This is a genomic window from Kitasatospora sp. NPDC001540 (assembly GCF_042894345.1).
GTDB classification, from domain to species: Bacteria; Actinomycetota; Actinomycetes; order Streptomycetales; family Streptomycetaceae; genus Kitasatospora; species Kitasatospora phosalacinea_C.
The window spans coordinates 168,382-194,314 of sequence record NZ_JBIAVO010000012.1 but is presented as its reverse complement, the minus strand read 5'-3'; the positions used below and the strand labels follow the sequence as shown (position 1 = coordinate 194,314).

Below are 25,933 nucleotides of genomic sequence, written 5' to 3'. Positions count from 1 at the left end.
CTCGACACCTCGAAGCGTGGAGAACGGCCGCCTCTGCTGTCCCGGGAAGAACCGCAGATCAGCAGGTCGAGTGACATGCGTGGATAAACGCCAAGCTGAGCGCGGGCCCCGGAAACCGGGGCCGGACGAGGGCACGCCAAAGCGGCGGAAGGTGGCGGGGCACCCCCCGCCGCCCACTACCCTGGTCGCTGTGAGCCTTCGCCTGTACGACACCATGACCCGCCAGGTACGCGACTTCGTCCCGCTGGTGCCGGGCTGTGTCTCGATCTACCTGTGCGGTCCCACCGTCCAGGCACCGCCGCACATCGGGCACATCCGCTCCGGCCTGAACTTCGACGTGATGCAGCGGTGGTTCCGCTACCGCGGCTACGACGTCACCTTCGTCCGCAACGTCACCGACATCGACGACAAGGTGATCGCCAAGGGGCGCGAGCAGTCCACCGAGTGGTGGAAGATCGCGTACGCCAACGAGCGTGCGTTCAACGAGGGTTACACCGCCCTCGGCTGCCTGCCGCCGAGCACCGAGCCGCGCGCCACCGGCCACGTGCCCGAGATGATCGAGATGATGCGCGGCCTGATCGAGCGGGGCCACGCGTACGAGGCCGACGGGAACGTGTACTTCGCGGTCACCACCTTCCCCGAGTACCTGAGGCTCTCCAACCAGGAGCTGGACAACCTCCGGCAGCCCTCCGGCGACAACGAGACCGGCAAGCGCGACCCGCGCGACTTCGCGATGTGGAAGGCCGCCAAGCCGGGCGAGCCGAGCTGGGAGACGCCCTGGGGCCGCGGGCGCCCGGGCTGGCACCTGGAGTGCTCGGCGATGGCGCACAAGTACTTCGGCAGCGCCTTCGACGTCCACGGCGGCGGGCTCGACCTGATCTTCCCGCACCACGAGAACGAGATCGCCCAGTCCCGGGCGTTCGGCGACGAGTTCGCCAACTTCTGGGTGCACAACGCCTGGGTGACGCTGGCGGGCGAGAAGATGTCCAAGTCGCTGGGCAACTCGGTGCTGGTCTCCGAGATGGTCAAGCGCTGGCGCCCGATCGTGCTGCGCTACTACCTGGTCGGGCCGCACTACCGCTCGATGATCGAGTACAGCGAGGAGTCGCTGCGCGAGGCCGAGACCGGGTTCAACCGGATCGAGGGCTTCATCGAGCGGGCCGTGGAGCGCTGCGGCCCGGTCGACCCGGCGCCCGAGGTGCCGCTGGCCTTCGCCGAGGCGATGGACGACGACCTGGGCGTCCCGCAGGCGCTCGCCGTGGTGCACACCGCCGTCCGGCAGGGCAACAGCGCGCTCGGCGCGGACGACAAGGAGTCGACCGCGGCCCGGCTGGCCGAGGTCCGGGCGATGCTCGGCGTGCTCGGCCTCGACCCGCTGGACGAGCAGTGGGCCCAGGACGGCGGCCGGGGCGAGGAGCTCACCGGCGTGGTCGACTCGCTGGTCAAGCTGGTCCTCGAGCAGCGCCAGGCCGCCCGCGCCCGCAAGGACTTCGCGACCGCCGACGCGATCCGCGACCGGCTCGGCGCGGCCGGGCTGGCGATCGAGGACACCCCGTCCGGCCCGCGCTGGACGATCAACCAGTAGGACCAGTAGCCCTTCGGGGCGTGCAGGGGCCGTACCTTTGTAAGGGTGCGGCCCCGACGCACGAAGCAGACGCAGAGACAGGAAGTACAGCCATGGCCGGCAACAGCCAGCGCAGGAACCGCCGCAACCCCGGATCGAAGAAGGGCGCGAGTGTCGGTACCGGCGGCCACAGCCGGAAGGCGCTGCAGGGCAAGGGCCCGACCCCGCCCGGCGAGGCCCGCAAGGGGCACCCCAAGCAGCGCGCCGCCAACGCCGCGCTCAAGCGCGAGCGCGACGCGAAGTCCCGCGCGGGCATGCGCCGCTCCGGCGCGGCCAACCGCAGCGGCCGCGGCGGCGCGGGCGCGGCCGAGCTGGTGGTGGGCCGCAACTCGGTGGTCGAGGCGCTGCAGGGCGGCGTCCCGGCGACCGCCCTGTACGTGCAGCAGTTCATCGACACCGACGACCGCGTCCGGGAGGCCTTCCAGGCCGCCAACGAGCGCGGCGTCCCGCTGATGGAGGCCCCGCGCCCGCAGCTGGACCAGATGACAGGCGGCCTCAACCACCAGGGCCTGGTACTGCAGGTCCCGCCGTACGAGTACGCGCACCCCGAGGACCTGCTGGAGGGCGCCGCCGACGCCGGTCAGGACGCGCTGATCGTCGCGCTGGACGGCGTCACCGACTCCCGCAACCTGGGCGCGGTCGTCCGCTCGGCCGCCGCGTTCGGCGCGCACGGCGTGGTGATCCCGGAGCGCCGGGCGGCCGGCATGACCGCCGGTGCCTGGAAGACCTCCTCCGGCGCGGCGGCGCGCCTGCCCGTGGCGCGCGCCACCAACCTGACCCGCGCGCTGGAGGCGTACCAGAAGGCCGGTCTGATGGTGGTCGGCCTGGCCGCCGACGGCGAGGCCGAGATCGGCGACCTGGACGCGCTGACCGGCCCCGTGGTGATCGTGGCGGGCTCCGAGGGCAAGGGCCTGTCCCGGCTGGTCTCGGAGACCTGCGACCTGCTGGTGCGGATCCCGATGCCCGGCCAGACCGAGTCGCTGAACGCCGGTGTGGCCGCCGGTGTGGTGCTGTACGAGGCCGCCCGGCTGCGCGCCAAGCGCTGACCGCCCGGCGACGGGTCGTTTTCGTGGGGGAACCGGTCGGGTCCGGTCGGGCCCGGTCGGTTTTCCCATGATCACTTCAAATCCCCTCCCGGAATCCACCCGGGAGAGTGTCCTCGGGGCCCGTCACCCGGTTAGAGGGGTGTGGACACCAGAACACCTCTGCGCCTCGGGCAGCGCCCCGCGGGGATAGACGACGGACCGGTCCTCAACACGGTCCGGGTGCCGTCCGACCCGTCGAGGCTCAGCAGCACCCAGGCCAGCTTCCGGGTCAGGCTCTCCGCCCCGGTGGCCCCGATGATCGACGCCCCGGCCGGTGCCGCCTTCGGTGACCCGTACGGCCTGCGGAGCGGCGTCCGCCCGACGGTCACCCCGCAGGTCGTGGTGCCCGCGTCGTCGGTGCCCGCGCTGGCCGGGATCACCGCCGCCTCGGTCACCGGCGCGGCGCCCCGGCGCAAGGCCCGGGTGGTCACCGCCTGGAGCGGCCAGGCCGGGCCCGGCGACACCGCCGCGACCCAGCTGCTGGAAGCCGTCCGGCTGACCACCGTGCCCGCCCCCGCCAACGGCCGAGCCGACGAGGACACCCAGCAGCTCCAGGCCGTGCCGCGGCAGCACGGGCCGGGCGGCGGGTCCACCGGCCCCGGGGAGACCCCGCACGTCGGCGTCCCCGAGCTGCTGGACGAGTCGGTCCGGATCGGCGCCGGCCGCAGTTGGCAGCCCGAGGGCGAACTGCCCGAGGTGCCGTCGCTCAGCGAGGGCTCCAAGCACGCCTGGTACCCCGGCCGCCGGGTCGACCTCGGCCTGGTGCTGCTGCCGCTGCGGGTGCTGCTGGGCTCGCTGTCGGTGTACGCCGGGTTCAGCAAGCTGTGCGACCCGGTGTACTTCGACGGCGGCGAGCGCGGCTCCATGATGCGCTGGCTCGCCTCGCTGCACCCGTGGAAGGTCGCCCAGCCGCTGCTGGACCTCGCGATGGCCCACCCGGTCGGCGCCGGGCTCGCGGTCTCCTTCCTGGAGGTCGTGGTCGGCGTGCTGTCCATCCTGGGCCTGTGGCAGCGGCTCGCGGCCGGCACCGCGATGGCGCTCTCCGCGGCGCTGCTGTTCACCGTGAGCTGGAAGGCGGTGCCGGTCTACGACACCCCCGACCTGATCTTCCTCGCGGCCTGGAGCCCGCTGCTGATCGCCGGGGCCCCGTTCGCCTCGCTGGACGGCCGGATCGCCCTGGAGGCGTTCCGGCGGCACGGGCCCACCGCGCCGGGCGCCGTCCGGCGGCGGATGCTGCGCCGCCGCGGCGTGGTCACCGCGGTCGTGGTCGGCCTGACCCTGCTGTCCGGCTCGCTGCTGGGCGCGGCGGTCCGCACCGGCGACACCAAGGCGCCCGCCGGGCCGCCCACGGACTACGGCTCCCCGATCTGGCCCAGCAGCGGCCCCACGCCGTCCGCACCCGCGCCGACGCCCTCGCCCAGCCCCAGCCCCAGCACCGGCCCGAGCAAGGCCCCGTCCTCCTCGACGCCCTCGCCCTCGCCCAGCCGCAGCGGCAGCAAGTCCAAGCAGAACGGGGGCGGTTCGACCAGCAGCACCCCGCCCCCTCCGCACGGCGGCTCCGGCAGCACCGGCTCGGGCGGCACCACCGGCGGCGGCTCGGCCGGCGGGACCGGCAGCGGCGGCGCCCCCACGGGCACCCCGCGCACCGCGCAGCCCACGCACGGCGTGATCGGCGGGCTGCTCGGCAGCGGGCCGCCGCTGCTGGAGCTCGGCATGAGCCCGCAGCGGCCCGCGGGCACCGTCTGACCGGCAGCAAGCGCGCGCGAACGGCGGTAGGGCCCCTCCTGGTTGCGGGAGGGGCCCTACCGCCGTTCTGCGGGGCCTTCCGCGGTTCTCGATGTCCGCGGGCTGCTTCGTCCGGCTACTTCCGGGTCGCGGCGAGCTCCTTGGCGGCCTCGGTGAGGTCCTTGGCGGTGTCGATGGCCCGCCAGTAGCAGCCCTGCGGCAACTGGTAGCCGGCCAGGCGGCGGTCGCGGGCGAGCTGCGGGAAGGTGGTGCGCTCGTGGTCGCCGACCTCGGGCAGCAGCTCGTGGAAGCCCGGCGCGAAGACGTACAGGCCCGCGTTGATCAGGAACGGGGACGGCGGGGCCTCGATGAAGTCCAGCACGTTGCCGAACCGGTCGGTCTCCACCGCGCCCCACGGGATCCGCGGCCGGGCCAGCGCCAGGGTCGCGACCGCGGCCCGCTCGTGGTGGAAGGCGGCCATCTCGCGCAGGCTGAACCTGGTCCAGATGTCGCCGTTGGTGGCGTACCAGGGCTCGGCGGGGCGCGGCAGGGCGGCCGCCGCGTACTTCAACCCGCCGCCGCGGCCCAGCGGTTCGGTCTCCACCACGGTCCTGGTCCGGAGCGGCAGGTCGGCCTGCTCCAGCCACTCCTGCAGCACCTCGGCCAGGTGCCCGCAGGAGACCACCACGTCGGTGACGCCCTCGGCGGCCAGCCACTCCAACTGGTGCCCGATGATCGGCCTGCCGGTGCCGGGGATCTCCACCAGCGGCTTGGGCCGGTCGTCGGTGTACGGCCGCAGCCGCGAGCCCTGACCGCCCGCCAGGATCACCGCCTGGGTGACGGCGGGGGCGGGGGCGCCCGGGACGGTGGCGGTGGTGTCTGCTGTCATGCACGCCACGATAGCGGGCCCGCCCGCCCGGGGACGGGCCCGTGGGCGCGTCTCGCCGGGGCTACGGCCTTGCCCGGCGCGCCAGTTGGCGACTCGGTGGCGGAACGGCCGGCGGGGGAGCGCTCGGCTGTGGGGCGGCGGGCGGGGAGCGGCCGACCGTGGAGCGCTCAGTCGGGGGCCGTCGGCCAGGGAGCGCTCAGTTGACCGCGCCGGCGGCGAACGAGCCGTCGCAGACCGGGCGGGCGAAGGAGCGGGCGCGCTGCACGTCGCCCTGGTACTTCTTCACCGCGGCGCGGCCGAGCTCGCCGGCCAGCTGGCTGCAGTAGGGGGTCAGCGAGGGCTTCTCGCGCATGGTGCGCTCCAGCAGGTCGAGCGCCGTCCCCGGGTTGTGGTTCTTCAGCTCCTCCATCAGGTCCACCCGGAGGGCGTCCTGCGGGGCCATGCCCTCGGTGTTGGGGGCGGTGGAGGTGCGGCCGATGGCGCCGTCGCCGCTGGAGGCCGCGACCACCTGCTGGTCCAGGCCCGTCGGCGGGGCCCACGGGACGCGGGTGACGGCGAGCGTGCCGGTGGTCACCAGGATCACCGGCAGGGTGAGGGCAACGGTCTGGGCGATGCGGCGCACGAGCTGTTTCACGCTCAGGAGCGTAGCGCTGCGTGGCGGGCCGGGAGCGCCGCGTTACCCCATCGGGTGACGGGTGTCCTGTTTTGTACCGCCGTCGGGTTGACGGAGCGTACCCGGAGAACGCCGGAGCCCCCCTGCCGACCGCCGTGGGCAGGGGGGCTCCGTGGAAGAGCGGTGGGACGGGCGCCGCCGTCAGGCGCGGCGCCCCTCCGGTGCCGGGGTCAGCGGCTCAGGCGCTTGCCGCCCTCGTTCTCGGTGGTGAAGACGTGCGGCTCGTTGCCGACCGGCACGATGTGGATGGTCTCGCCGCGCTGCGGGATCTCGCGGCTGTGCACGCGGACCACGATGTCCTTGTCCTCGCCGGACACCTGGGTGGTGCCGTACACGTAGCCGTCGGCGCCGAGCTCCTCGACCACGTTGACGGTGACCGCGACGCCCTCGAGGCCGCCGGCCGGGACGACCTGGAAGTGCTCGGGACGGATGCCGACCACGACGCTCTTCGCGTTGCCGGCCTTGGCCAGGTCCTCGCGGGCGATGTTGATGATCGAGCCGCCGAACTTCACGCCGCCGTCGACCAGCGGAACCTCGATCAGGTTCATCGCCGGGGAGCCGATGAAGCCGGCCACGAACAGGTTGCCCGGGCGGTCGTACATCGCGCGCGGGGCGTCGACCTGCTGCAGCAGACCGTCCTTGAGGACCGCGACGCGGTCACCCATGGTCATGGCCTCGGTCTGGTCGTGGGTGACGTAGACGGTGGTGATGCCCAGGCGGCGCTGCAGCGAGGCGATCTGGGTGCGGGTCGAGACGCGGAGCTTGGCGTCGAGGTTCGACAGCGGCTCGTCCATGAGGAAGACCTGCGGCTGACGGACGATCGCGCGGCCCATCGCGACGCGCTGGCGCTGACCGCCGGAGAGCGCCTTCGGCTTGCGGTCCAGGTACTGGGTCAGGTCGAGGATCTTCGCGGCCTCTTCGACCTTGGTGCGGATCTCGGCCTTGTTCACGCCGGCGATCTTCAGGGCGAAGCCCATGTTCTCGGCGACGGTCATGTGCGGGTACAGCGCGTAGTTCTGGAACACCATGGCGATGTCCCGGTCCTTCGGCGGCAGGTGGGTCACGTCGCGGTCGCCGATGCGGATGGCGCCCTCGTTCACGTCCTCCAGGCCGGCCAGCATGCGCAGCGAGGTCGACTTGCCACAGCCGGAGGGGCCGACCAGGACGAGGAACTCGCCGTCCGCGATCTCCAGGTCGAGCTGGTCGACGGAGGGCTTGTCGGCACCCGGGTACACACGGGTGGCCTTGTCGTACGTCACGGAAGCCATGGTGCTTCTCTCCTTCACCGGCAGGAACGTGCCGGACGATCCGAGTAAAGGCGGATGTTTTCCACCGCCCCCGACCGGTCTGGACCACAGTCGTCGGGTACGGCTCCCCGCGACGCTACCTGGCAGTTCATCGTTTTGTCAGCCCTCCGCCGCCCCCGAGTTCGCATCGATCCGGTCACACCCCTCCCCGGCCGTCCTCCCGGCCGCCGCCACCAACCACCCGCATCCCCGAGCCCCCGCCCGGTACACTGCCCACTGGTGCCGCCGTGGATCCCGCGGACGGCCACCACGCCTCCTTAGCTCAGCTGGCCAGAGCACCGCTCTTGTAAAGCGGGGGTCGTCGGTTCGAACCCGACAGGGGGCTCAGCGGGCAAGGCCGCAAGACGTGCGACAAGGGCCAGGTCACCGGGGTTCTCCCGGCGGCCTGGCCCTCGGTCGTTGTCCGGGGCGGGCAGTCGGTCCGGCCGTGCCACCGACGTGCCGGACGCCCCCGGAGGATCCTGCTCGCCGGGTTCCCGGCGGACCGCCTCGCCCATGCGGTCGACGATCTCCCGGTCCCGCCCGCTGTTCGTGCGCTGGTGGATCAGCGCGGCCCGGATGGTGCCAACACGGTCGAGAGGCCGATCTTGAAAGTGGCCACGGGCCTGCTCCTTGAGTCAGCTCCGACGCCCGTGCGTTGCGTAGCGGCTTCTCCATGAAAGCAGGCGCAGTTCTTCTGCGGGCAACTGCGAAGCGGAACTTCTGCGAGCCTGGGTTCGCGCGAACTTCACGCGAACCTCGCGCGAGGACAGAAGCAGGAGGAGGGAACATGACCAGCGGTTTCGGCCTGGTAGTCCGCTTCGAGCTGCGTGACGGTGCGGCTGCTGCGGCCTTCGACAACCTGGTGGAGCAGACACTCGCGGGCATCAAGGCTCTGGAGCCCGGGACGCTCGCCTACGTCGTCCATGCGGTTCCGGACGAGCCCAACGTCCGGGTGTTCTACGAGCTTTACGCGGATCGGGAGGCCTTCGAGCAGCACGAGCAGCAGCCCCACACCAAGCACTTCCTCGCCCAGCGCGAGCAGTACCTGTCCGGCGTGGACGTGACGTTCCTGTCCGCCACGGCAGGGAAGGGGCCGGCGGCGGCATGACGCCCGAGGAGCGACGCGCCTTCGGGGTGCGGGTGGCCGAGCTGCGCGAGGCCCGCGGGTTGACGCAGAAGCAGCTCGCTGCCGAGATCGGCAGGACGGCGAGTTGGCTCTCGCAGGTCGAGCGCGGTATCCAGCCGGTGAACCGGCTCGACGTCCTCCGCAAGCTCGCCGACGGCCTGGGCGTGTCGCTCCAAGTCCTCCGGCCGGACGCGTCGGCGCCTGTCGCCGTTGTGGCCGTGCCGCCCAGGGAGGAGTCGAACGACCCGGACCAAGCTCGCCTGCTGATCTCGGGTCACCCGGTGCCCGAGGTACTGCTGACGGCGGGCCCCACCGGGGCGCCGGTGACCGTCGCCGAGTTGCAGGCCGCGGTCGACCGGGTGTGGGAGATGCCCCACGGCAACCAGTTCGCCGAGCTGAGCAAGGCTCTCGGTTCGCTGCTGCCGAGGATCGAGCGCGCTGCCCGGACGGCGCCCACCGACCAGCGTCCCCAGTTGTGGGGCCAGCTCAGCCGGACCTACCAGGCGTTGTCCGCCGCCTTCGTGCGCCAGGACGAGGGCGATGCCGCCTGGATCGCCGCGGACCGTTCGATCCGTGCCGCCGAAGAGTCCGGCCGGCCCCTGGAGGTGTTCGCCGGCGTCTTCCGGCTCGCCCAGGCATTCGTCCGGTTGAAGCACTACGACCAGGCGGACCACTCGGCGACGACCGCCCTCCACGCGCTGGAGCAGCACCTCCGGGAGGGCGACCCGACCCCCGAGGTCCTGTCGGTCACGGGCTCGCTGCACCTGGTGCTGGCGCTGTCCAGCGCGCGCTCCGGCGACCGCCCGCGGGCCCGCCGAGAACTCGACCGCGCAAGGAGGATCGCCCGTAGGTCGGGCGAGGACCGCAACGACTTCAACCTGGAGTTCGGGCCCACCAACGTCGAGATCCAAACCGTCTCGATCGCGGTCGACCTCGGCGACGCGGGCGAAGCGCTCGACGTCGGCGCGCGGATCGACGCGTCGGGGCTCTCGGCCGAGCGGCAGGCGCGGCTCCTTCTCGACCTCGGCCGGGCCCGCACGCAGCGTCGACAGCTCGGCGAAGCCCTGGGCGCCCTGCTCCAGGCGGAGGAGCTGTCACCGGACCTGCTCCATACCCACGTCACGGCACGAGCCACGATTCGTGAGCTGCTGCTGGTCGCAGGCCGGTCGGCGACGCCGGAGCTTCGCGATCTCGCCGAGCGGGCCGACGCCCGGGCGTGAGTGAGTACGACCCTTCTCCACGGGTTCAAGGCGCGACGCACAGCGCCGCGCGGCACTCGCCCGGTAGATGACCGGCGTTGCCCGCACGGCATCCTGTTCGTGCTCTACCCCGGCAGCCCGCGCCGCGCGCGTCGGGCGTCCCCGACCGGGCCTCAGCGCAAGGGCAGGCTCTCGACGGTGAAGGCCAGGCTGGTCAGCGGTTCGCCGTAGAGGTAGGTGTCCATCTGGGAGTTGGTCACCAGCAGCCGGCCCCCGCTCACGGCGACGCCGGTGGTGGTGTCGGCGCCCGGGAAGGTGCGTTCGGAGACGACGACCGCCCGGGTGCTCCCGGCGGACAGTCGCAGTTCGGTGACCTCGTTGTCCACCGAACGCGCGACGTACAGGGTGTTTCCCTGCCGGACGATGCCGTCGGCGCTGGGCAGCGGCGGTGCGTCGATCCTGCGGACACCGCCGGTGGTGAGGTCGAGCCGGTAGAGGGCGCCGCTGTACCAGTAGCCGATGATCAGCGACGTGCCGTCGGGGGCGGTGGTGATGCCGTTGCCGTTGGACTGGCCGGCCACGTAGTCCGGCAGGTGGTAGGCCACCCGCAGGGTCCGGTGGGCGCCGGTGGCGGGGCCGTTCACCTCGGCGGCCGGGATCCGGTAGACCACGGCGCGCAGGGAGTCGGTGATGTAGACGTCCCCGTTGGGAGCCACGGCCGCGTCGTTGACGAGGGTCTGTTCGCCGGTGTCGGGGACGGTGTAGGCCGCGACGAGCCTTCCGGAAGTGCTGTAGACGAAGAAGCGCCCGGTGAACGCGCCGGCGACCAGCAGGCGGTTGCCGGCGATCTTGATGCCGGTGGCCTGGGTGCGGCCGTCCTGGCCGGCCGGCAGGAAGGGTTCGAGCGTGGTCGCCCCGGGGCGTCCCCGGTAGACGGTGCCGTCGCCGATGCTGCTGGCGTAGACGAAGTGGCGGTCGGCCGCCACGCTTTCGGGGAACGCGCGGCTGCCGTCGAGGGTGATCGCCTGGTCGCCGTTCCCGCCCCGGGCGGCGTGGGCGGGGGCGGGGCCACCGGGGGTGGCGGCGGTCGCGGGAAGCGTGAACGCGGCCAGGGCCGCGGAAGTGGCGGTGAGGGTGACGAGCGCGCGCCGCCCCGTGACGCGGACGGTCGTACGGGCGGACGCGGCGCGGCGGTACGCGGTGCGCGGGGGGACTGTGCGGGAGGACATGGTCGGCAACTTTCCGGGTGATGGCAGGGGCGTACACGGTCATGGAACGAGGGGTGAGCGCCTCGCGGCGGTCCGGCGCGACGGGCGCGGGGGCGAGCGGACGGTCAGCGCAGCGCGGCGGCGATGGCGTCGGACAGGGCGGTGGCCGGCCGGCCGATCAGGCGGCTGAGGTCGCCGGATCCCGTGTACAGCTCGCCGCGGCTCATCCCGAGGTCTGCGTCGGCGAGGACGCGCGCCAGTTCGGCGGGCAGGCCGGCCCCGGTCAGCGCCTCGCTGAGCCGGTCCGCGGGCAGATCGGTGTAGGCGATCGGCTCCCCGGTGGCCGCCGAGACCGCCTCCGCCAGCTCGGCCAGGGTGAACGCCTCGTCCGCACCCAGCTCGTACACCGCGCCCGCGTGGCCCTCGGTGGTCAGCACGACGGCGGCGGCCTCCGCGTAGTCGACGCGTGACGCGGCGCTGATCCTGCCCTTGCCCGCGGCTCCGATCACCGTCCCGCTCCGGCGGAACAGGGGCAGTTGAGCGGTGTAGTTCTCCAGGTACCAGCTGTTGCGCAGCAGTGTGCCGGGGACCTCGCGTTCGCGCAGGTACTCCTCGGTGGCGCGGTGGGTGCGGGCCAGGATGCTGGTCGCCGTGTCGGCCTGCGTCATGCTCGTGTACGCCACCAGCGACACGCCGGCCGCCACTGCCGCGTCGACGGCCCGGCGGTGGTTGGCCGACCGCTCGTCCACGGTGGTGGTGGACACCAGCAGCAGCCGGTCCGCTCCCCGGAACGCCGCCGCGAGGCTGTCCGGCTCCGCGAAGTCCGCCCGGCGCACCACGACACCGCGGTGGCCGAGGTCTTCGATGCGTGCGGTGTCCCGTCCGGTCGCGACGATGTCCGCGGCCGGGACTCCGCGCCGCAGCAGCGCCTCGACGGTGAGCCTGCCCAACTGGCCCGAGGCTCCGGTGACGACGATGGACATGGGATCGCCCCTTCCTGCCGCGAACTCTCCTCGCGGCGTGACGAACCCAGATTGACCTGGTGACTCTCCATCAGTAAGTAGCCACTTGCTGGTAAGGTAACCACCTACGGGAAAGTATCGAGGTGAGTGAAGTGGCGACCGCCGAGAAGGTGACGGAGCCCATGGCGCCGTGGGACCCGTACACGCGCGGCTGCCCCTCGCGCGACCTGCTCGACCAGATCGGCAGCAAGTGGGCGGTGCTCGTGCTGGGAGAACTCGGCAAGCACGGAGCCTGCCGGTTCACCCGGTTGCGGCAGCGGCTGGCCGGAGTGAGCGAGAAGATGCTCACCCAGACGCTGCGCACGCTCGAACGCGACGGACTGGTCCGGCGGACCGTGTACCCCGAGGTGCCGCCCCACGTCGAGTACGACCTGACCCCCCTCGGCCAGACCCTGCGGGGACCACTTCGCGTACTCACCCAGTGGTCGGTGGAGCACGTCGGCGAAGTCCTCGCCGCACGTCAGGAGTACGACGTCCGCGCCGAGCGCACCGCCTGAGCCCCGCGCCCCACGGCCGCACCCACACCGCGCAAGTCGCCGACACGACCGGCTCCCGGCCCGAGCTCCCGGCGAGTGCACGACGTGGAACGCCCCCACGGCCGCAGGCTGCACCGACAACCAGGCGGGCATCCAGTGGACCGCGACCGACGCGTGGGTACCGGTGAAGACGCCCGCCGCGCCGGAAGTCGTCCGCGGCAACAACATCAACTCCACCAGCGACATCGTCACCCCGCACCGGCGGCACCGGTGCTGACTTCGGCGACGGCACCCAGAACTCGACACTGTCCGGCGTCCTGTGCGTCGTCGTCAGGCGAAGGGGAAGAGGTTCCGGCCCTCCAGGTGTTCCAGCAGGGCGTTCAGGCAGGCTTCGGGGGAGGGGCGGTCGGTGCGGAAGGAGCCGTCCTCGCCCAGGGCGCCGCCGGAGGCGATCACCATCCAGCGCAGGCCGGGCGGGCGTTCGCCGTCGGCCTTGAGGACCACGCTGCAGCCGCGCTCCGCCAGCCGGTCCATGAGTTCCACTGCGTCCATGCCCGTCCCCGTTCCTCGGTGGCCCCGCCGTGGGCCGGGTCAAGTGAACCAGCACCGCCCGGCGGCCACCGCGGAGCCGGGCGGCAGGAGGTGGGCGACCAGGGTGGGGGCTCCGTCGGCGGCGTGCATCTTGACGTGGTCGAGGGTGAGGCGGCCGTGGCGGGGGTGGACGAAGGTGCGGCTGCGCGGGGCGTAGCCGACCAGGTCGTGGCATTCCCACAGAGCGCTGAACTCGGGTCTGGCGCCCCGCTCCCGGTCGGCGTGCGGGGCCCGCAGTTCGGGGGACATGAACATCAGCCCCAGGACGTTGCGGACGGCGGGCGGCACCTGTTCGAAGCCGCCGAACAGCGCCTGCTGGCCGCGGTTCCAGGCCAGGACGCGGACGCGATCCGGGCCTGCCCGGACACCAAACTGGTCGGCCAACTGCTGGCGGTGCGGCACGCGTACGGGCGGCTGGCCGCGGACGGGTCGATCGTCCTGCTGGCCGGGGCGGGCGGCTACAAGCCGTTCGCCGGGATGAGCGTCACCGCGGCCGCCGACGTCGGCATCGGCGCGATGGGCCGCTCGCTCGCCCTGGAACCGGCCCCGGTCCGGGTCAACGTCCTGGTCGCGGGCCTGGTCGACACCCCGCTGTGGGACTTCCTCCCGGAGCCCGACCGGGCCGCCTTCTTCGCGACCGCGGCCGCCACCACGCCGGTGGGCCGGATCGGGCAGCCGGACGACATCGCCGCGTCCGTGCCGCACCTGCTGGAGAACGCCTTCGTCAACGGCGCCCTGCTCTGAGCACCCGGGCGCGGTGCGTCACCGCAGCCACCGCAGCCACCGCAGTCGGCGCCGCCGCTCACCCCGTCGCGAGCAGTTCGCGCAGTTCGGCGACGGCCTTGTGGCCGGAGGGGCCGAGCCCGGCCAGGGCGGTGTGCCAGGCGGCGCGGGCCTCGGCGTGGCGGCCGAGGTCGCGCAGGACCAGGCCGTGGGTGTGCTCGATCGTGCCGGTGGCGAAGGCGTCCTGCAGGGCCGCGGCGTCTTCGAGCAGGTCGCGGACCATGGCGAGGGCCTCCTCCAGCCGTCCGAGGCGCCGGAGCGCTTCGACCTGGCCGCGCCGGTTCTCCAGCACCACGTGCCAGGCCGCGACCCACTCGGTGGACGCCGTGGCCTGGCCGAAGTAGTGCAGGGCCGTGGTGGGGTCGTCCAGGCGCAGGTGGGCGAACCCGATGTTCGCCAGGCCGGCGCAGACCGCGTCGCCGAACCCGCTGAGCCGCCCGGCCTCGACGCTGCGCCGGTGGTGGGCGATGGCGCGGTGCGGGTCCTCCGCCTCCACCAGGTTGCCGAGTGCGCTGAGCGTGGTGGCCTCGCCGCGGAGGTCGCCGGCCCGGACGGCGAGGGCCAGCGACTGCTCCAGGCAGGCCACCGCCTCCTCGGTGCGACCGAGGCTGGACAGCAGGAGGCCGCGGTTGCCCAGGAGCGACTGGAGCCGTTCCGGGTCGTCGACCAGCGGGAGGCACTGGTCGATCAGCTCGATCCCCTCGAGGTTGCGGCCGGTGACGAAGTGCACCTGCGCCATGTCGTTGAGCGCGTACGACAGCGCGTCCCGGTCGCCGTCGCGCAGGGCGAGGCGCTGGACGAGTTCGTTCAGCCGGAAGCTCTCCGGGCGTCGGCGCACCCGTAGGTACGGGGCGATCGCGCGGACGGGCAGCGAGACCTCGGCGGCGGTGGCCCACGGCGCGGCGGCGACCCGTTCGACCAGGGTCGACAGGTTGCCGAACTCGGCGTCGCCGAGGGCCAGTGCGGCGTCCCCGTCCAGCCGGTCGGCCTCGTCCACCGGCGGCAGCCGTCGGATCCGGTGGGCGCTGGTGTCGAGGGCGAGCGCCGTCCGGGAGGCGAGGGACAGGTACCAGCCGAGTGCGGCCCGGAGGTGCCGGACGCGTTCGTCGGGGTCGGGGACGAGCTCGCGGGCGTAGTCGCGGACCAGGTCGTGCGGGGAGTACCGGTCGGGGCGGGGTTCGTCGAGCAGGGCGACCTCGACCAGCCGGTCGAGGGCGGCGCCGGCCTGGGCGGGGGTGATCCGCAGGACGGCGGCGAGCAGCGGGGCGGAGTAGTCGGCCAGGTCGATCGCGCCGATCGCGGCGAGGGCGTCGGCGGCGCGCAGGTCCGGGCGGCGGGTGGAGGCGCGCAGCGAGTCGTACGTCAGGGCGAGCGACCGGCGGATGCTCAGGTCGTCGAGTTCGAGTTCGTCGAGGCGGTCCTCGTGCTCCTCCAGCCGACCGACCAGCCCGCGGACGGGCAGGGCGCGGCGGGTGGCCAGGCGGGCGCCGGCGATGCGCAGGGCGAGCGGAAGTCTGCCGCAGAGCCGGACCAGGCGGGCCAGGTCGGCCTGTTCGATGGCGACGACGGACCGGTCGACGGTGGCGCGGCCCGCGGTGCGCTCGACCAGGGCGATGCTGTCGTGCTCGGAGAGGACGTCCAGCCGCAGGTGCAGGGCGCGGTCCAGGGTGTGCAGGGGGGAGCGGCTGGTGACCAGGACGGCGCACCCCGGGTCGGCGGGCAGCAGCGGGCGGACCTGGGCGGCGTCGGCGGCGTCGTCGAGGACGAGCAGGGTGCGGGTGCCGGTCAGGGTGGTGCGCAGCAGGGCGGCGGCGCTGTCGGCGTCGGCGGGGACGGTCCCGGGAGGGGTGCCGAGGCCGTGCAGCAGGGCGGTGAGCGCGGCGTGGGCGCTGAGCGGGGTCAGGCCGGGGGTGGCGCCGCGCAGGTTCAGGAACAGCTGCCCGTCGGGGAAGTCGGTGCGCAGGGCGTCGGCGCAGCGCACGGCCAGGGCGGACTTGCCGACGCCCGCCATGCCGCTGACCACGGCGACCGCGGGCCGGTCCGAGGCGGCGAGCAGGGTGCGGCGCAGTGCGTCCAGTTGTTCCTGGCGTCCGACGAAGTGGCTGGCGGGGGCAGGCAGTTGGGAAGGCCGCGGACGGTCGGTGGCGGCAGCGGCAGCGGCAGCAGCGGGGGCGGCGGGGCGTTCGGCGAGGACCTGCCGGTGCGCCTCCCGCACGGCCGACCCGGGCTCGACGCCCAACTCCTCGACCAGGGCGGCCCGCAGGCGCTGGTGGACGGCCAGGGCGCGGGCACGGTCGCCGGTCAGGTGGAGGGCCCGCATCAGCTGGGCGTGGAAGGCCTCCCGGAGCGGGTGCTCGCCGACCAGCCGGGTGAGTTCGGGGATCAGGGCGTGCGGGCGGCCCTGGCGCAGTTCGGCGTCGAAGCGCCATTCCAGGGCTTGCAGGCGGCTCTCCCGCCACTGTTCGCGCACGGCGCCGTCCACGGCCGTCTCCGGGAGGTCGGCGAGGGGTTCGCCGCGCCAGAGGTCGAGCGCGGCGGCGGTCTCGGCCAGGACCGCGGGCAGGTCGCCGGTCTCGTGCGCGGCGCGGGCGCGGCGGATCGCCGACTCGAACTGCAGGGTGTCCAACTCGTCTTCCGCCACGACCAGTCGGTAGCCCGACGGAGCGGCGAGCAGTCGCCTCCCGTCCTCGTCGGCGAGTGCCCTGCGCAGTCGGGCGACCAGGTTGCGCAGCGAGGCTTCGGCGGTGGCGGGCGCGTCCTCGCCCCAGAGCGCGTCGGTCAGGCGGTCGAGCGAGACGGGCCGGTTGGCGTTCAGCAGGAGGACGGCCAGCAGGGTGCGGATCTTGGGGCCGCGGATCCGGCGGTCGGCCGTTCCGTCGTGGGCCGTCAGAGTTCCGAGCAAGCCGAAGCGCACCGTGGTGCTCCCTGTCCGCGTGCTCCCCGTCCGACTCTTCGTCGGCGCACGTTAGGTGGATGTTATCGGCCGATTATCGGCCCGATCCAGGCTTGACCCGTCGCACCACGGACCACCCGCCGGAGTCCCGGCGCTTTTCCGGCCCGGCACCGCACGGAGGACAGCATGACCCGCACCCCGACCGCCCCCGTCCGCCGCGTCCGACGGGACACCGGCTGGTCCTGACCCGACCCGGCCCCGCCGGCACCGGCCGGGCCACTTCGACCCGCGACCCGATCGGACGCCCCGGACATTCCGGACGGGCCGCGACCCGTCGCCCCGCTCCCCGCCACGGCAGCCGCTCGCCGGGGCCACCAGGAGCGGACGGCGGAAGCACAGGACGGCGGACGAGGGGACCGTCGTGCTGGACGGAGGCCCGGGGACGCACGAGACCGGCCTGCGGCGGATGCCGCGGGCAGGGGGGAACTCGTGCGCCCCCTGGCCTCCTTCGCGCCCGGCCGTCCTCCCGCCGGACGAACTGACGCCCCGTCAACCTCCTTGCTGCGGAGCCGAACCCTCCTCCCCGCGACCTGCCCGCCCCCCTCCGCGCGGCCGACGGCCGTCCGCCCGCGCCCCTCCGTACGGCCGACGCCCGCCCGTCCGCCGCTCCCTAGCGTGGACGCCATGGCAGACCGCCCCGACCCGTCCGGCCCCTCCCGCCCATCCCGCACGACCGTCGCCGCGCCCGCCGTCGCCCTCGGGTACGGGACGCTGCAGGCCTGGTGGGCGCTGGGCGGCGCCCCGTCGTTCGGGCGGCTCGGCACCGACCTGCTGGTCGTCCCCCGCTGGGGCGCGGTGGCGCTGTGCGCGGGCGCCGCGCTGCTCGCGTACCGCCTGCGCCGGGCCCGCCGCCACCGTCCGGCGCTGGTCGCGGCCGCCGCCGCGGTGGCCGCCGGACTGCTGCTGGGCTGCCCGTTCCTGCTGCTGGACGTGGTCGGCGGCCTGCTGCCCGGTCTGCACCTCCCGCACTCGGCGACCGGCTTCCTCAGCCGGGCCGGCTGCGCCGCGACCGCCGTCCTGCTGGCCGCCGCCGCGCTCGACCACCGGCGGCGGCTGCACGGTGACTGCCCCCGCTGCGGCCGCACCGGCGGCCCGCACGACCCCGGCGCCCGCACCCGCACCCCGCGCTGGGCCCGCCGGGCGGCGTACGGGGCGGTCGCGTCCTGCTGGCTGCGGATCCTCGCCCAGTACGGGCTGGGGTTCGGCGACCCGGGCCCGCCGGGGACCGCCGGGGCGGTGTCGCTCGCCGCGTTCGAGACCGGGTTCGTGCTGGCCGGCACCGTGCTGCCGCTGTCCCTGGTGCGGCGCTGGGGGCGGGACGTCCCGCGCCGGGTGCCGCTGCTGGGCGGCCGCCGGGTGCCCAGGTGGCTGCTGCTGGGCCCGGCCGCCGCGGTCTCCGCCGGGCTGCTGGTGTACTTCGGCGTCGGCATCGGCCAGCTCGTCGGCGAGACTCTCCACCCGGTGCCGCACCCGGGCGACCTGCCGCTGTCCTTCCTGTGGGTCGCGATGCCCGCCTACTGGCTCTGGGGCCTGGGCCTCGGCGCCGCCGCCCTCGCCTACGGCCGCGCCACCCGCCCGCCCTGCCGCACCTGCGGCCGCTGACCGGACCCGGGCCCGGGCCCGGTCAGCGGCCGCCCACAAGCCCGGACGCCCTCACACCCCCGGGCGCTCCGCGGTCGCCGCCGGCGGGGCCGCCGCCGGGGACGGCTCCGCCACCCGGTGCACCAGCGCCGCGGTCACCGACGCCACCACCGCCGCGACGATCAGCAGCGGCATCGAATCCGCCGCCTGGTCGCCCAGCAGCACCGTCGCCAGCACCGTACTGGTCACCGGCAGCCGGGTGACCGCCGCGCCGCTCGCCGCGATCCCGGCCGCCAGCCCCGCCTCGACGCCGAACCCGGGCAGGCCGCCCGCCGCCACCCCGAGCGCCGCGCCCAGCAGCACCGCCGGGAAGATCGGACCACCGCGCAGCGACCCCAGCGCCACCCCCCAGCCCAGCCCCTTGAACAGCACCAGCGCCAGCAGCGCCCCCACCGACCAACCGGCCGGGTCCGCGGCCAACTGCCCGAGCATGATCTGCCCCGACAGCGCCGCCTCCTCCGGCGAACGCCCGGTCACCAGCGCGTACCCGGTGATGCAGGCACCCACCAGCACCGCGCACAGCACCGTGCGGACGGCCGTCCGCCGCGCCGTGAACGCGGCGAAGCGGTGGCCCACCGTCTGCCCGGCCACCATCACCAGCGCGACCGCCACCGCCAGCGGGATCCCCCACAGGAAGTCCCCGGCGTCCGGCAGGTGCGCCTTCGGCACCGACGGCAGGCTCAGCGCGCCGATCGACAGCCCCGTCCAGTGCCCGAAGCCGGTGAACACCAGCGCACCCACCCCCGAGGACAGCAGGCACGGCAGCAGCAGCAGCGTCAGCTGCGCGCCGCCCAGGCCCGCCGCCTCGAGCACCATCACCGCCGCGACCACCGGACTCCCGAAGATCGTGGCGATCGCCGCCGTCGACCCGGCCGTCCCCAGCAGCGGCGCGAGCATCGGACTGGACGCCCGCTTGGCCGCGCTCACCGTCAGCAGCGCGAGCCCGCTGCCGAGCGCCATCAGCGGCGCCTCCGGGCCCAGCACCGCACCCAGCGGCAGCGCGGCCAGCGCCGCCAGCACCACCGACGGCACCTCCACCGGCAGCGTCGGCGGCCCGCCCAGCCCGTGCACGGGGACGTGCCCGCCCCGCCCGGGCATCCGCGTCACGATCGGTGCCAGCAGCAGACCGGCCAGCGCCAGCGCGGGCAGCGGCCACCACCACGGCGCCCGCGCGTAGTCCAGCTCCTTCGGCAGGGTCTCCCACACCCAGTGCTGCAGCTCGTGCTCCAGGCTGACGAAGCCGAACGCCGCCAGCGAGACCGGCACCCCGACCAGCGCCGACACCAGCAGCAACCGCCCGTACCCGGGGCTGCGCAGCAACTCCCGCAGGCTGGGCGACCGGGACGGATCGGCGGCCTGTGCTGGCATCTGCGCTCCCTGTCACCCGGCGGACACACCTGCTCCGACCGTCCGACGACGCCCCGGCCCCCGGCCATCGGGGTGGTCCGAACGGGCGAGGAACGCCCCCCCCGGAGCCCCCGCGCGACCTCACCCCGACGGTCGTACGGTGGACGGAGGACCGTCCGGACCGATCGAGGAGGACGCGATGCCCGGTTCCATGACCCTCGGCCACATCGACACCCTGGTGATGCTCAGCCACGCCGACGCCGAACGCCTCTCCGCCCTGCTGGCCGGTCTCTCCGCGATGGCCGCGAGCGGCCGCCTCTCCACCGAACAGCTCGCCGCGATGGGCAGCGGCGAGGCCCCCGACCGCGCCGAACTCGCCACCTGGTCCCGCACCCTCGCGACCCACCTCCGCGACCACCTCTGACGAGCACGCGCACCAGGGGCTACGCGCACCAGGGGCTCGGGGAACGGCGGGTCCGAGCCCCTGACGGCGCTCCCCCTACAGTGGAGGGATGCAGCTCTCCTGGGTGACCGTCCCGACCCCGCTGCCGAGCGGCCCGATGCGCTTCGGGGTGACGGACCGGGGCGTGGCCGCCGCCGGCTACCTCTGCGACACCCCCGTCCCGGAGTGCACCGACGAACGCCGGTCGGAGCTGGTGCGGGCCCGGGTCGGCGAGTACTTCGCCGGTACGCGGCGGGAGTTGGGCCTGCCGATCGACTGGTCCGGGGCCACCGGCCCCCATCTCACCGTGCTGCGCTGCCTGTTGGCGACCGTCGGCTGGGGCCGGACCGTCACCTACGGCGAACTCGCGGCCCGCAGCGGGGTGTTCACCGAACCGTCCGAACCCGGCGTCCCGGCCCGGACGGTGGGGCAGATGATGGGCGCGAACCCGCTGCCGCTGCTGGTCCCCTGCCACCGGGTGGTGGCCGCGGACGGCCTCGGCGGCTTCGGCGGGGCCTGGCACGGGGTGGAGACCAAGCGCTGGCTGCTCACCCTGGAGGGCGTGCTGCCGCCGACCCTGGACTGGGCCGGGCCGACGGCCTGACCGACCGCGCGGAGGGCCGCGCGGCGAGCTACACGGACACGGTGGCGGCGGACCGCCGCTCCGCGCCGTCGATGCGTTCCAGTGCGGGGGCCGCGGACTGCCGGGGCAGCACCGCCTGGATGGTGGAGACCAAGGTGTAGTCGCCGAGCGTGAGTTCGTCCGTCGCGGGCAGCAACGGCCGTATGCCGAGCGCGAGTTCGACGGCCGCGGCGGGCAGGTTGAGCCCGCACAGCCGGAGTTGGTGCAGCCCGCCGGACGGCCGGGTGTTGACGTCGAGGACGACCGGACGCCCGGTGCCCCGCTCGTGCCGGAACTGCACGTTCGACAGGTGGCCGACGCCGAACTCCTCGACCAGTCGGCGGGCGGGCCCCAGGTAGGCCGGGTCGACGGTGAAGCCGCGGCGGCGGCCCTGCTTGGTGCGGCCGACCGCGGCCAGCAGCCGGCCGTCCTGCTCGGCCAGGCAGTCCACCGAGACCTCGGGACCGTCCAGGTAGGGCATCACCAGCAGCTCGGCGGGACCGGCGGACCGCTCCAGCGCGGACAGCACCTGGTCGAGCTGGACCCGGGCGTCGACGTACCCGGCGAGCCGGTGCAGGCCGAACGGTTCGCGGGTCAGGACGCGGAAGCCCTCGCCGCCCGCGCCGGAGGCGGGCTTCAGGCAGGCGGCCGAGCCGGTGGCCTCGATCTCCTCGACGGCGGCGAGCAGTTCGGACGCGGTGTCGGCCTGCCGCCACAGCGGAGTGGGCAGCCCGGCCGCGTCCAGCGCCCGGTAGCCGTCGACCTTGCTGGCGAACAGCGATATCGCGGAGGCGGGCGGGCAGACCAGCGCGGTGCCCAGCGCCTCGAACTCGCGGCGGCGCAGCGAAATCGCCAACTGGTGCAGGCGGGGCAGGAACACGTCCACGTCGTGGTGGGCGCAGAATTCCAGCGCGAATTCCACGTAGGCCTCGGCGGACAGCCCGTCCGGTTCGAGGGCGCCCAGGTCGGCGGCGGCGAGCACGGGGGAATCGGGGTCGACGTGGGTGGCCAGGACGTGCACCGGGCGCGGCGCGGCCCGCAGCAGGTCGATGAAGAAGACGTTCTCGGCGTAGGTGCGGTTCAGCCAGACGCGGACGGGCGCGGTCACGAAGGTCTCCCTGGAGAAGGGCGTGCCGATGGGAGGTCACCGACCGGTTCGCCTGCGCTGCGGCGGCGGTCACCACGCGGTGAGGGGGCCACCTTAGCGCTGTTCCGTTGCGATTCGAACAGGGGGTGGTTGAGCAGCGCGGACGCCCCGGAACGGGCCTCCGGAAGGGGTTTCTGAAGGGCCCCCGACAAGCCGGCGGGAGGCGGGGTCCGCCTCTCCCGCCGAGGCGCGCGGATCGAAGGATGATCGCTCCAGTGCGCTGGTCGCACCATTGCGCGCACGCACCTGAATCACCCCCACGAGTGATTGCCGCCTCACCTGAACGGGCGTCAGCATGGTGATCGCAACGTGCCGTCGACGCGATCAGGGGCCCCTCCGAAAATGACGACCGAAACCACCGCCGGAATTCCCCAGACGAGGCCTCAGAGCAGCCTCTCGGTGGCGGCCGCCAAGAACCTCGCGTCGACCACCAAGTCGGCCCCGCAGATGCAGGAGATCAGCAACCGCTGGCTGCTCCGCGCGCTGCCCTGGGTCGAGGTCTCCGGCGGCACCTACCGGGTCAACCGCCGGCTGTCGTACGCGGTCGGCCGGGGCCGGGTGGGCTTCGTGCAGACCGGCCGCGAGGTCTCGGTCGTCCCGCCCACGCTGCGCGAGGTCCCGGTGCTGCGCGGCTTCGCGGACGACGCGCTGCTGGCCGAGCTGGCCGGCCGCTTCGTCCAGCGGGACTTCGCGGCGGGCGAGGTGCTGATCGAGCAGGGCACCGAGATCGACGAGGTGCTCCTGGTCGCGCACGGCAAGGTCGACAAGGTCGGCACCGGCAAGTACGGCGACCCGACGGTCCTGGGCACCTTCGCCGACGGCGACCACATCGGCGACGAGGCGCTCACCGTCGCCGACCGCCGCTGGCCCTACAGCGTGAAGGCCACCACCGCGGGCACCGCGATGGTGCTGGCCTGGCCCGCCTTCCAGGAGCTGGTCGACCGCTCCGAGGCGCTGCGCGACCAGGTCCTCGCCTTCATCGCCGACTCGCAGCTCCCGCAGACCCACAAGGGCGAGGCCGCGATCGGCATGTCGGCGGGCCACGAGGGCGAGTTCGACCTGCCCACCGCCTTCGTCGACTACGAACCCGAGCCGCGCGAGTACGAGTTGAGCGTGGCCCAGACGGTGCTGCGGGTGCACAGCCGGGTCGCCGACCTCTACAACAAGCCGATGGACCAGACCGAGCACCAGCTCCGGCTGACCGTCGAGGCGCTGCGCGAGCGCCAGGAGCACGAGCTGGTCAACAACCCGGAGTTCGGCCTGCTGGCCAACGCCGAGTACGGCCAGCGGATCCAGACCCGCTCCGGCCCGCCCACCCCGGACGACATGGACGAGCTGCTCTGCCGCCGCCGCAGCACCAAGTTCTACCTGGCCCACCCCAAGGCGATCGCCGCCTTCGGCCGGGAGTGCAACAGCCGCGGCCTCTACCCGGGAACGGTCCAGTTCGAGGGGAGGACGGTGCCCGGGTGGCGCGGCGTCCCGATCCTCAGCTGCAACAAGATCCCAGTGGTCGACGGCGTCACCTCGATCCTGGCGATGCGCGTGGGCGAGGACAACCAGGGCGTGATCGGCCTGCGCCCCGGCGCGCTGCCCGACCAGGTCGAGCCGGGCCTGAACGTGCGCTTCATGGGCATCGACGAGAAGGCCGTGGTCAAGTACCTGGTCAGCGCCTACTACTCGGCGGCGATCCTCGTTCCCGACGCCATCGGCGTCCTGGAGAACGTGGACGTCGCCCACTGGCAGCACTGACCACCGGGCGGGCCCACCGTCCTGGGCCCGCCCGCCCCACCGCCTGACGGGCCGTCAGCGCACGCGTTCCTGCCGCCCCGCAGCCGGGGCCGTCGAGGGGGAGGACTTCACCATGGCCATCACCGTGCCCGAACGCGGGCAGCACGACACGGGCGCGACGGACCCGGCGGCCGACGGCGGCCGCGACACCGCCGAGGCGATGGCCCTGCTCGGCCGGGCCCGCACCGTGGTCGACCCCGCGCTGCGCGCCGCCGTCGACACCCTCCCGGAGTCGATGCGGCTGGTCTCCGGCTACCACCTGGGCTGGCTGGAGGCCGACGGCGCCCCGAGCGCGACCGGCGCGGGCAAGGCGATCCGCCCCGCGCTGGTGCTCGCCGCGACCGCCGCGGTCGGCGGCCGCCCGCAGGACGCGGTACGGGCCGCGACCGCCGTCGAGCTGGTGCACAACTTCACCCTGCTGCACGACGACGTCCTGGACCGCGACCACACCCGCCGCCACCGCCCCACCGCCTGGCGGGTGTTCGGCACCACCGGCGCGATCCTGGCGGGCGACGCCATGCACTCCCTCGCCCTGCGGGTCCTCGCCGAGGACCCGCACCCGGCGGCCGCCGCCGCGGTCCGCCGCCTGGCCGACTGCGTGGTCGAGCTCTGCGCGGGCCAGCAGGCCGACTGCTCCTTCGAGCAGCGCACCGACGTCACGCTCGCCGAGTGCCTGGCCATGGCGGAGGGCAAGACCGGCGCCCTGCTCGGCTGCGCGTGCGCGCTCGGCGCGCTGTACGCGGGGGCGGACGCGGCGACCGCCGACGCGATGGACGCCTTCGGCCGCGAGATCGGGCTGGCCTTCCAACTGATCGACGACCTGATCGGCATCTGGGGCGACCCGGCGGTCACCGGCAAGCCGGTGGGCGCCGACCTCGCCGCCCGCAAGAAGTCCCTCCCCGTGGTCCACGCCCTCTCCTCCGGCACCCCCGCCGGGGCCGAGCTCGCCGCCCTCTACGCCTCCGGCCGCCCGCTCAGCCCCGCGGAGCTGGCCGCGGCCGCCGACGCGGTCGACCGGGCCGGCGGCCGCGGCTGGGCCCAGACCGAGAGCTGCGACCGGATGGCCGCCGCCATCGCCCACCTCGCCGCGGCCGTCCCCGACCCGTCCCGCGCCGACGACCTCCTCGCCCTCGCCGAACTCGTCACCCGCCGCGCGTACTAGGGTCCGTCACCTCCCGTCGACGATCTTCCGCTCCTTCTCCGGGTCGATCCCCAGCGGCGTGTCGAGCTGCTGGTAGGCGACCTCCGCGCGGCCCCCGGCTTCGAGCCAGGCCCAGGTGTCGGTGACGGTGTCGAGCAGCGGGCGGACGCGCAGGCCCGCGTCGAGGGCGGTGGCGGGGTCGGCCCGCCAGGTGCCGTGCCAGCCCTCGGTGTCGGGGGCCCAGAGCGGGAGTTCGACCCAGGGGGCGACCTCCGCGGCGAGCAGGTCGGCGTCCGGGGTCCAGACGAACTCGGCGTCGGAGCCGGTCGCGGTGCGGCAGGCGTCGAGGAGTTCGCCGGTCGTCGCGGAGCCGATCGGCGCGGTGGTGACGTAGCGTCCGGCGGCCCGCCGCTCGGCGAGGTCGAGGCCGAAGGCGGCGAAGTCGCGGGCGTCGATGAGGCTGAGCGGGCTGTCGGGGGTGCCGGGGGCGAGGACGCGGCCGCCGCGGGCGATCCGGTCGAGCCACCAGGGGAGGCGGCCGATGGGTTCGTGGGGGCCGATCAGCAGGCCGCAGTTGAGGATCGCGGCGGGTCCGTCGAAGTTCTCGGCGAGGGCGCGTTCGCAGCCGGCCTTGAGGGCGTTGGCGAAGGGCTGGTCGGGCGGGAGGTCGCCGGGGCAGTCGAGGGTGGGGGAGTGGGCGTCGACGGGGCGGGCGGGCCAGTCGGCGAAGGCGTGGATCGAGGAGACGAAGCCGTAGTGCCCGGCGCGGCCGCTGAGCAGCCGGGCGGCGGTGGCGACGTCGTGGGGCTGCTGGCCGGAGGTGTCGACGACGGCGTCCCACCGGCGGCCGTCGACGAGGCGCCGCAGGTCCTCGGGGTCGGTGCGGTCGCCGTGGACGGCTTCGACGCCGGGCGGGTCGGTCCGGCTGACGCCGCGGTTGAAGGTGGTGACGCGGTGGCCGCGGGCGAGCGCTTCGGTGGCGTAGGCGCGGCCGAGGAACTTGGAGCCGCCGAGCAGAAGGATGTCCATGCCCAGCAGGGTCTCCGGGGCGGTGGCCGTCCATGCGCCGCGTTCACCGGGAGCGGAGCGGTTACGCCAGGAGCAGACGGCCGGTCAGACGGCCGGTCGGACGATCGGTCGGACGGCCGGTCAGGTGCGCGTC

23 protein-coding genes and 1 tRNA gene are annotated in these 25,933 nt (G+C 74.3%); 13 read left to right on the top strand and 11 right to left on the bottom strand.

The genetic code is table 11. The features are described 5' to 3' along the window. The first annotated feature begins 190 nt into the window (after positions 1 to 190). From cysS to ACFY00_RS17340, 3 genes are all read left to right on the top strand, one after another. Positions 191 to 1,585 (top strand): cysteine--tRNA ligase, encoded by a 1,395-nt coding sequence (gene cysS, locus ACFY00_RS17350; RefSeq protein WP_388032290.1) that lies wholly within the window; start codon positions 191 to 193, stop codon positions 1,583 to 1,585. A gap of 92 nt (positions 1,586 to 1,677) precedes the next feature. Then, positions 1,678 to 2,670: a 23S rRNA (guanosine(2251)-2'-O)-methyltransferase RlmB gene (rlmB, locus tag ACFY00_RS17345; protein WP_388032289.1), complete on the top strand. Its 993-nt coding sequence runs from the start codon at positions 1,678 to 1,680 to the stop codon at positions 2,668 to 2,670. A 141-nt stretch (positions 2,671 to 2,811) separates the two neighbouring features. Next, positions 2,812 to 4,455: a DoxX family protein gene (locus tag ACFY00_RS17340; RefSeq protein ID WP_388032287.1), complete on the top strand. Its 1,644-nt coding sequence runs from the start codon at positions 2,812 to 2,814 to the stop codon at positions 4,453 to 4,455. Positions 4,456 to 4,570: 115 nt separating this feature from the next. On the opposite strand, the gene ACFY00_RS17335 is transcribed toward ACFY00_RS17340, so the two are convergent. The 3 genes from ACFY00_RS17335 to ACFY00_RS17325 form a co-directional block, all read right to left on the bottom strand. Continuing rightward, positions 4,571 to 5,323 carry an NDP-sugar synthase gene (locus ACFY00_RS17335; RefSeq protein WP_388032285.1) on the bottom strand — a complete coding sequence of 251 codons (753 nt, stop codon included), beginning with the start codon at positions 5,321 to 5,323 and terminating at the stop codon, positions 4,571 to 4,573. Positions 5,324 to 5,519: 196 nt separating this feature from the next. Further along, positions 5,520 to 5,957, bottom strand: a complete 438-nt coding sequence (locus ACFY00_RS17330; RefSeq protein ID WP_388032284.1) for a hypothetical protein — start codon at positions 5,955 to 5,957, stop codon at positions 5,520 to 5,522. Between the two features lie 209 nt (positions 5,958 to 6,166). Continuing rightward, a complete protein-coding gene (locus tag ACFY00_RS17325) occupies positions 6,167 to 7,264 on the bottom strand; it encodes an ABC transporter ATP-binding protein (RefSeq protein WP_388032283.1) in 1,098 nt (365 codons plus the stop codon). Positions 7,265 to 7,554: 290 nt separating this feature from the next. On the opposite strand from ACFY00_RS17325, the gene ACFY00_RS17320 reads away from it, so the two are divergent. From ACFY00_RS17320 to ACFY00_RS17310, 3 genes are all read left to right on the top strand, one after another. Continuing rightward, positions 7,555 to 7,628: transfer RNA gene (locus ACFY00_RS17320), tRNA-Thr, on the top strand. Positions 7,629 to 8,072: 444 nt separating this feature from the next. Further along, a complete protein-coding gene (locus tag ACFY00_RS17315; RefSeq protein WP_388032282.1) occupies positions 8,073 to 8,393 on the top strand; it encodes a putative quinol monooxygenase in 321 nt (106 codons plus the stop codon). Then, on the top strand, positions 8,390 to 9,631 hold the full coding sequence (locus ACFY00_RS17310) for a helix-turn-helix domain-containing protein (protein WP_388032280.1): 1,242 nt from the start codon (positions 8,390 to 8,392) through the stop codon (positions 9,629 to 9,631). The genes ACFY00_RS17315 and ACFY00_RS17310 overlap by 4 nt, the downstream gene beginning before the upstream one ends. 152 nt (positions 9,632 to 9,783) lie before the next feature. Here ACFY00_RS17310 and ACFY00_RS17305 read toward each other — a convergent pair whose 3' ends face one another. Together ACFY00_RS17305 and ACFY00_RS17300 are read right to left on the bottom strand one after the other, a co-directional pair. Further along, a complete protein-coding gene (locus tag ACFY00_RS17305) occupies positions 9,784 to 10,839 on the bottom strand; it encodes a hypothetical protein (RefSeq protein ID WP_388032278.1) in 1,056 nt (351 codons plus the stop codon). A gap of 104 nt (positions 10,840 to 10,943) precedes the next feature. Continuing rightward, positions 10,944 to 11,801, bottom strand: a complete 858-nt coding sequence (locus ACFY00_RS17300; RefSeq protein WP_388032276.1) for an SDR family oxidoreductase — start codon at positions 11,799 to 11,801, stop codon at positions 10,944 to 10,946. 122 nt (positions 11,802 to 11,923) lie between these two features. Here ACFY00_RS17300 and ACFY00_RS17295 point away from each other — a divergent pair, with 122 nt between their 5' ends. After that, positions 11,924 to 12,337, top strand: coding sequence for a winged helix-turn-helix transcriptional regulator (locus ACFY00_RS17295; protein WP_388032274.1), 414 nt, complete (start codon positions 11,924 to 11,926; stop codon positions 12,335 to 12,337). A 309-nt stretch (positions 12,338 to 12,646) separates the two neighbouring features. Here the strand turns inward: ACFY00_RS17295 and ACFY00_RS17290 are convergent, their stop codons facing one another. Then, a complete protein-coding gene (locus ACFY00_RS17290; protein ID WP_388032273.1) occupies positions 12,647 to 12,868 on the bottom strand; it encodes a hypothetical protein in 222 nt (73 codons plus the stop codon). A 39-nt stretch (positions 12,869 to 12,907) separates the two neighbouring features. Further along, positions 12,908 to 13,291, bottom strand: coding sequence for a hypothetical protein (locus ACFY00_RS17285; RefSeq protein WP_388032272.1), 384 nt, complete (start codon positions 13,289 to 13,291; stop codon positions 12,908 to 12,910). A gap of 9 nt (positions 13,292 to 13,300) precedes the next feature. Between ACFY00_RS17285 and ACFY00_RS17280 the strand changes: the two genes are divergently transcribed. Further along, the gene (locus ACFY00_RS17280; RefSeq protein ID WP_388032271.1) at positions 13,301 to 13,651 is read left to right on the top strand and encodes an SDR family oxidoreductase; all 351 of its coding nucleotides are present in this window, start codon (positions 13,301 to 13,303) and stop codon (positions 13,649 to 13,651) included. 58 nt (positions 13,652 to 13,709) lie between these two features. Here ACFY00_RS17280 and ACFY00_RS17275 read toward each other — a convergent pair whose 3' ends face one another. Then, on the bottom strand, positions 13,710 to 16,592 hold the full coding sequence (locus tag ACFY00_RS17275; RefSeq protein ID WP_388032269.1) for a BTAD domain-containing putative transcriptional regulator: 2,883 nt from the start codon (positions 16,590 to 16,592) through the stop codon (positions 13,710 to 13,712). Positions 16,593 to 17,267: 675 nt separating this feature from the next. On the opposite strand from ACFY00_RS17275, the gene ACFY00_RS17270 reads away from it, so the two are divergent. Beyond that, positions 17,268 to 18,245 carry a hypothetical protein gene (locus tag ACFY00_RS17270; RefSeq protein ID WP_388032268.1) on the top strand — a complete coding sequence of 326 codons (978 nt, stop codon included), beginning with the start codon at positions 17,268 to 17,270 and terminating at the stop codon, positions 18,243 to 18,245. Positions 18,246 to 18,296: 51 nt separating this feature from the next. Here ACFY00_RS17270 and ACFY00_RS17265 read toward each other — a convergent pair whose 3' ends face one another. Further along, positions 18,297 to 19,652, bottom strand: a complete 1,356-nt coding sequence (locus tag ACFY00_RS17265) for a chloride channel protein (RefSeq protein ID WP_388032267.1) — start codon at positions 19,650 to 19,652, stop codon at positions 18,297 to 18,299. A gap of 178 nt (positions 19,653 to 19,830) precedes the next feature. Between ACFY00_RS17265 and ACFY00_RS17260 the strand changes: the two genes are divergently transcribed. Continuing rightward, the gene (locus ACFY00_RS17260; RefSeq protein ID WP_388032266.1) at positions 19,831 to 20,055 is read left to right on the top strand and encodes a hypothetical protein; all 225 of its coding nucleotides are present in this window, start codon (positions 19,831 to 19,833) and stop codon (positions 20,053 to 20,055) included. 88 nt (positions 20,056 to 20,143) lie between these two features. Beyond that, positions 20,144 to 20,677, top strand: coding sequence for a methylated-DNA--[protein]-cysteine S-methyltransferase (locus ACFY00_RS17255; RefSeq protein WP_388032265.1), 534 nt, complete (start codon positions 20,144 to 20,146; stop codon positions 20,675 to 20,677). A gap of 28 nt (positions 20,678 to 20,705) precedes the next feature. Here the strand turns inward: ACFY00_RS17255 and ACFY00_RS17250 are convergent, their stop codons facing one another. Continuing rightward, on the bottom strand, positions 20,706 to 21,803 hold the full coding sequence (locus ACFY00_RS17250) for an ATP-grasp domain-containing protein (protein WP_388032264.1): 1,098 nt from the start codon (positions 21,801 to 21,803) through the stop codon (positions 20,706 to 20,708). A gap of 381 nt (positions 21,804 to 22,184) precedes the next feature. Here ACFY00_RS17250 and ACFY00_RS17245 point away from each other — a divergent pair, with 381 nt between their 5' ends. Next, complete coding sequence (locus ACFY00_RS17245) at positions 22,185 to 23,591, top strand: family 2B encapsulin nanocompartment shell protein (RefSeq protein WP_388032262.1); 1,407 nt, start codon at positions 22,185 to 22,187, stop codon at positions 23,589 to 23,591. A 112-nt stretch (positions 23,592 to 23,703) separates the two neighbouring features. Then, complete coding sequence (locus ACFY00_RS17240) at positions 23,704 to 24,792, top strand: family 2 encapsulin nanocompartment cargo protein polyprenyl transferase (RefSeq protein ID WP_388032260.1); 1,089 nt, start codon at positions 23,704 to 23,706, stop codon at positions 24,790 to 24,792. Between the two features lie 6 nt (positions 24,793 to 24,798). Here the strand turns inward: ACFY00_RS17240 and ACFY00_RS17235 are convergent, their stop codons facing one another. Then, on the bottom strand, positions 24,799 to 25,800 hold the full coding sequence (locus ACFY00_RS17235) for an NAD-dependent epimerase/dehydratase family protein (protein ID WP_388032258.1): 1,002 nt from the start codon (positions 25,798 to 25,800) through the stop codon (positions 24,799 to 24,801). Positions 25,801 to 25,933 lie beyond the last annotated feature (133 nt).

Excerpts from the sequence above, each read along its gene's own strand:
- ACFY00_RS17260 (WP_388032266.1), top strand. The coding sequence starts at position 19,831 with ATGCCCGGTTCCATGACCCTCGGCCACATCGACACCCTGGTGATGCTC.
- ACFY00_RS17325 (WP_388032283.1), bottom strand. The coding sequence starts at position 7,264 with ATGGCTTCCGTGACGTACGACAAGGCCACCCGTGTGTACCCGGGTGCC.
- ACFY00_RS17310 (WP_388032280.1), top strand. The coding sequence starts at position 8,390 with ATGACGCCCGAGGAGCGACGCGCCTTCGGGGTGCGGGTGGCCGAGCTG.
- ACFY00_RS17270 (WP_388032268.1), top strand. The coding sequence starts at position 17,268 with ATGGCAGACCGCCCCGACCCGTCCGGCCCCTCCCGCCCATCCCGCACG.
- ACFY00_RS17290 (WP_388032273.1), bottom strand. The coding sequence starts at position 12,868 with ATGGACGCAGTGGAACTCATGGACCGGCTGGCGGAGCGCGGCTGCAGC.
- ACFY00_RS17245 (WP_388032262.1), top strand. The coding sequence starts at position 22,185 with ATGACGACCGAAACCACCGCCGGAATTCCCCAGACGAGGCCTCAGAGC.
- ACFY00_RS17300 (WP_388032276.1), bottom strand. The coding sequence starts at position 11,801 with ATGTCCATCGTCGTCACCGGAGCCTCGGGCCAGTTGGGCAGGCTCACC.
- ACFY00_RS17240 (WP_388032260.1), top strand. The coding sequence starts at position 23,704 with ATGGCCATCACCGTGCCCGAACGCGGGCAGCACGACACGGGCGCGACG.
- ACFY00_RS17265 (WP_388032267.1), bottom strand. The coding sequence starts at position 19,652 with ATGCCAGCACAGGCCGCCGATCCGTCCCGGTCGCCCAGCCTGCGGGAG.
- ACFY00_RS17315 (WP_388032282.1), top strand. The coding sequence starts at position 8,073 with ATGACCAGCGGTTTCGGCCTGGTAGTCCGCTTCGAGCTGCGTGACGGT.
- ACFY00_RS17305 (WP_388032278.1), bottom strand. The coding sequence starts at position 10,839 with ATGTCCTCCCGCACAGTCCCCCCGCGCACCGCGTACCGCCGCGCCGCG.
- ACFY00_RS17335 (WP_388032285.1), bottom strand. The coding sequence starts at position 5,323 with ATGACAGCAGACACCACCGCCACCGTCCCGGGCGCCCCCGCCCCCGCC.
- rlmB (WP_388032289.1), top strand. The coding sequence starts at position 1,678 with ATGGCCGGCAACAGCCAGCGCAGGAACCGCCGCAACCCCGGATCGAAG.
- ACFY00_RS17255 (WP_388032265.1), top strand. The coding sequence starts at position 20,144 with ATGCAGCTCTCCTGGGTGACCGTCCCGACCCCGCTGCCGAGCGGCCCG.
- ACFY00_RS17235 (WP_388032258.1), bottom strand. The coding sequence starts at position 25,800 with ATGGACATCCTTCTGCTCGGCGGCTCCAAGTTCCTCGGCCGCGCCTAC.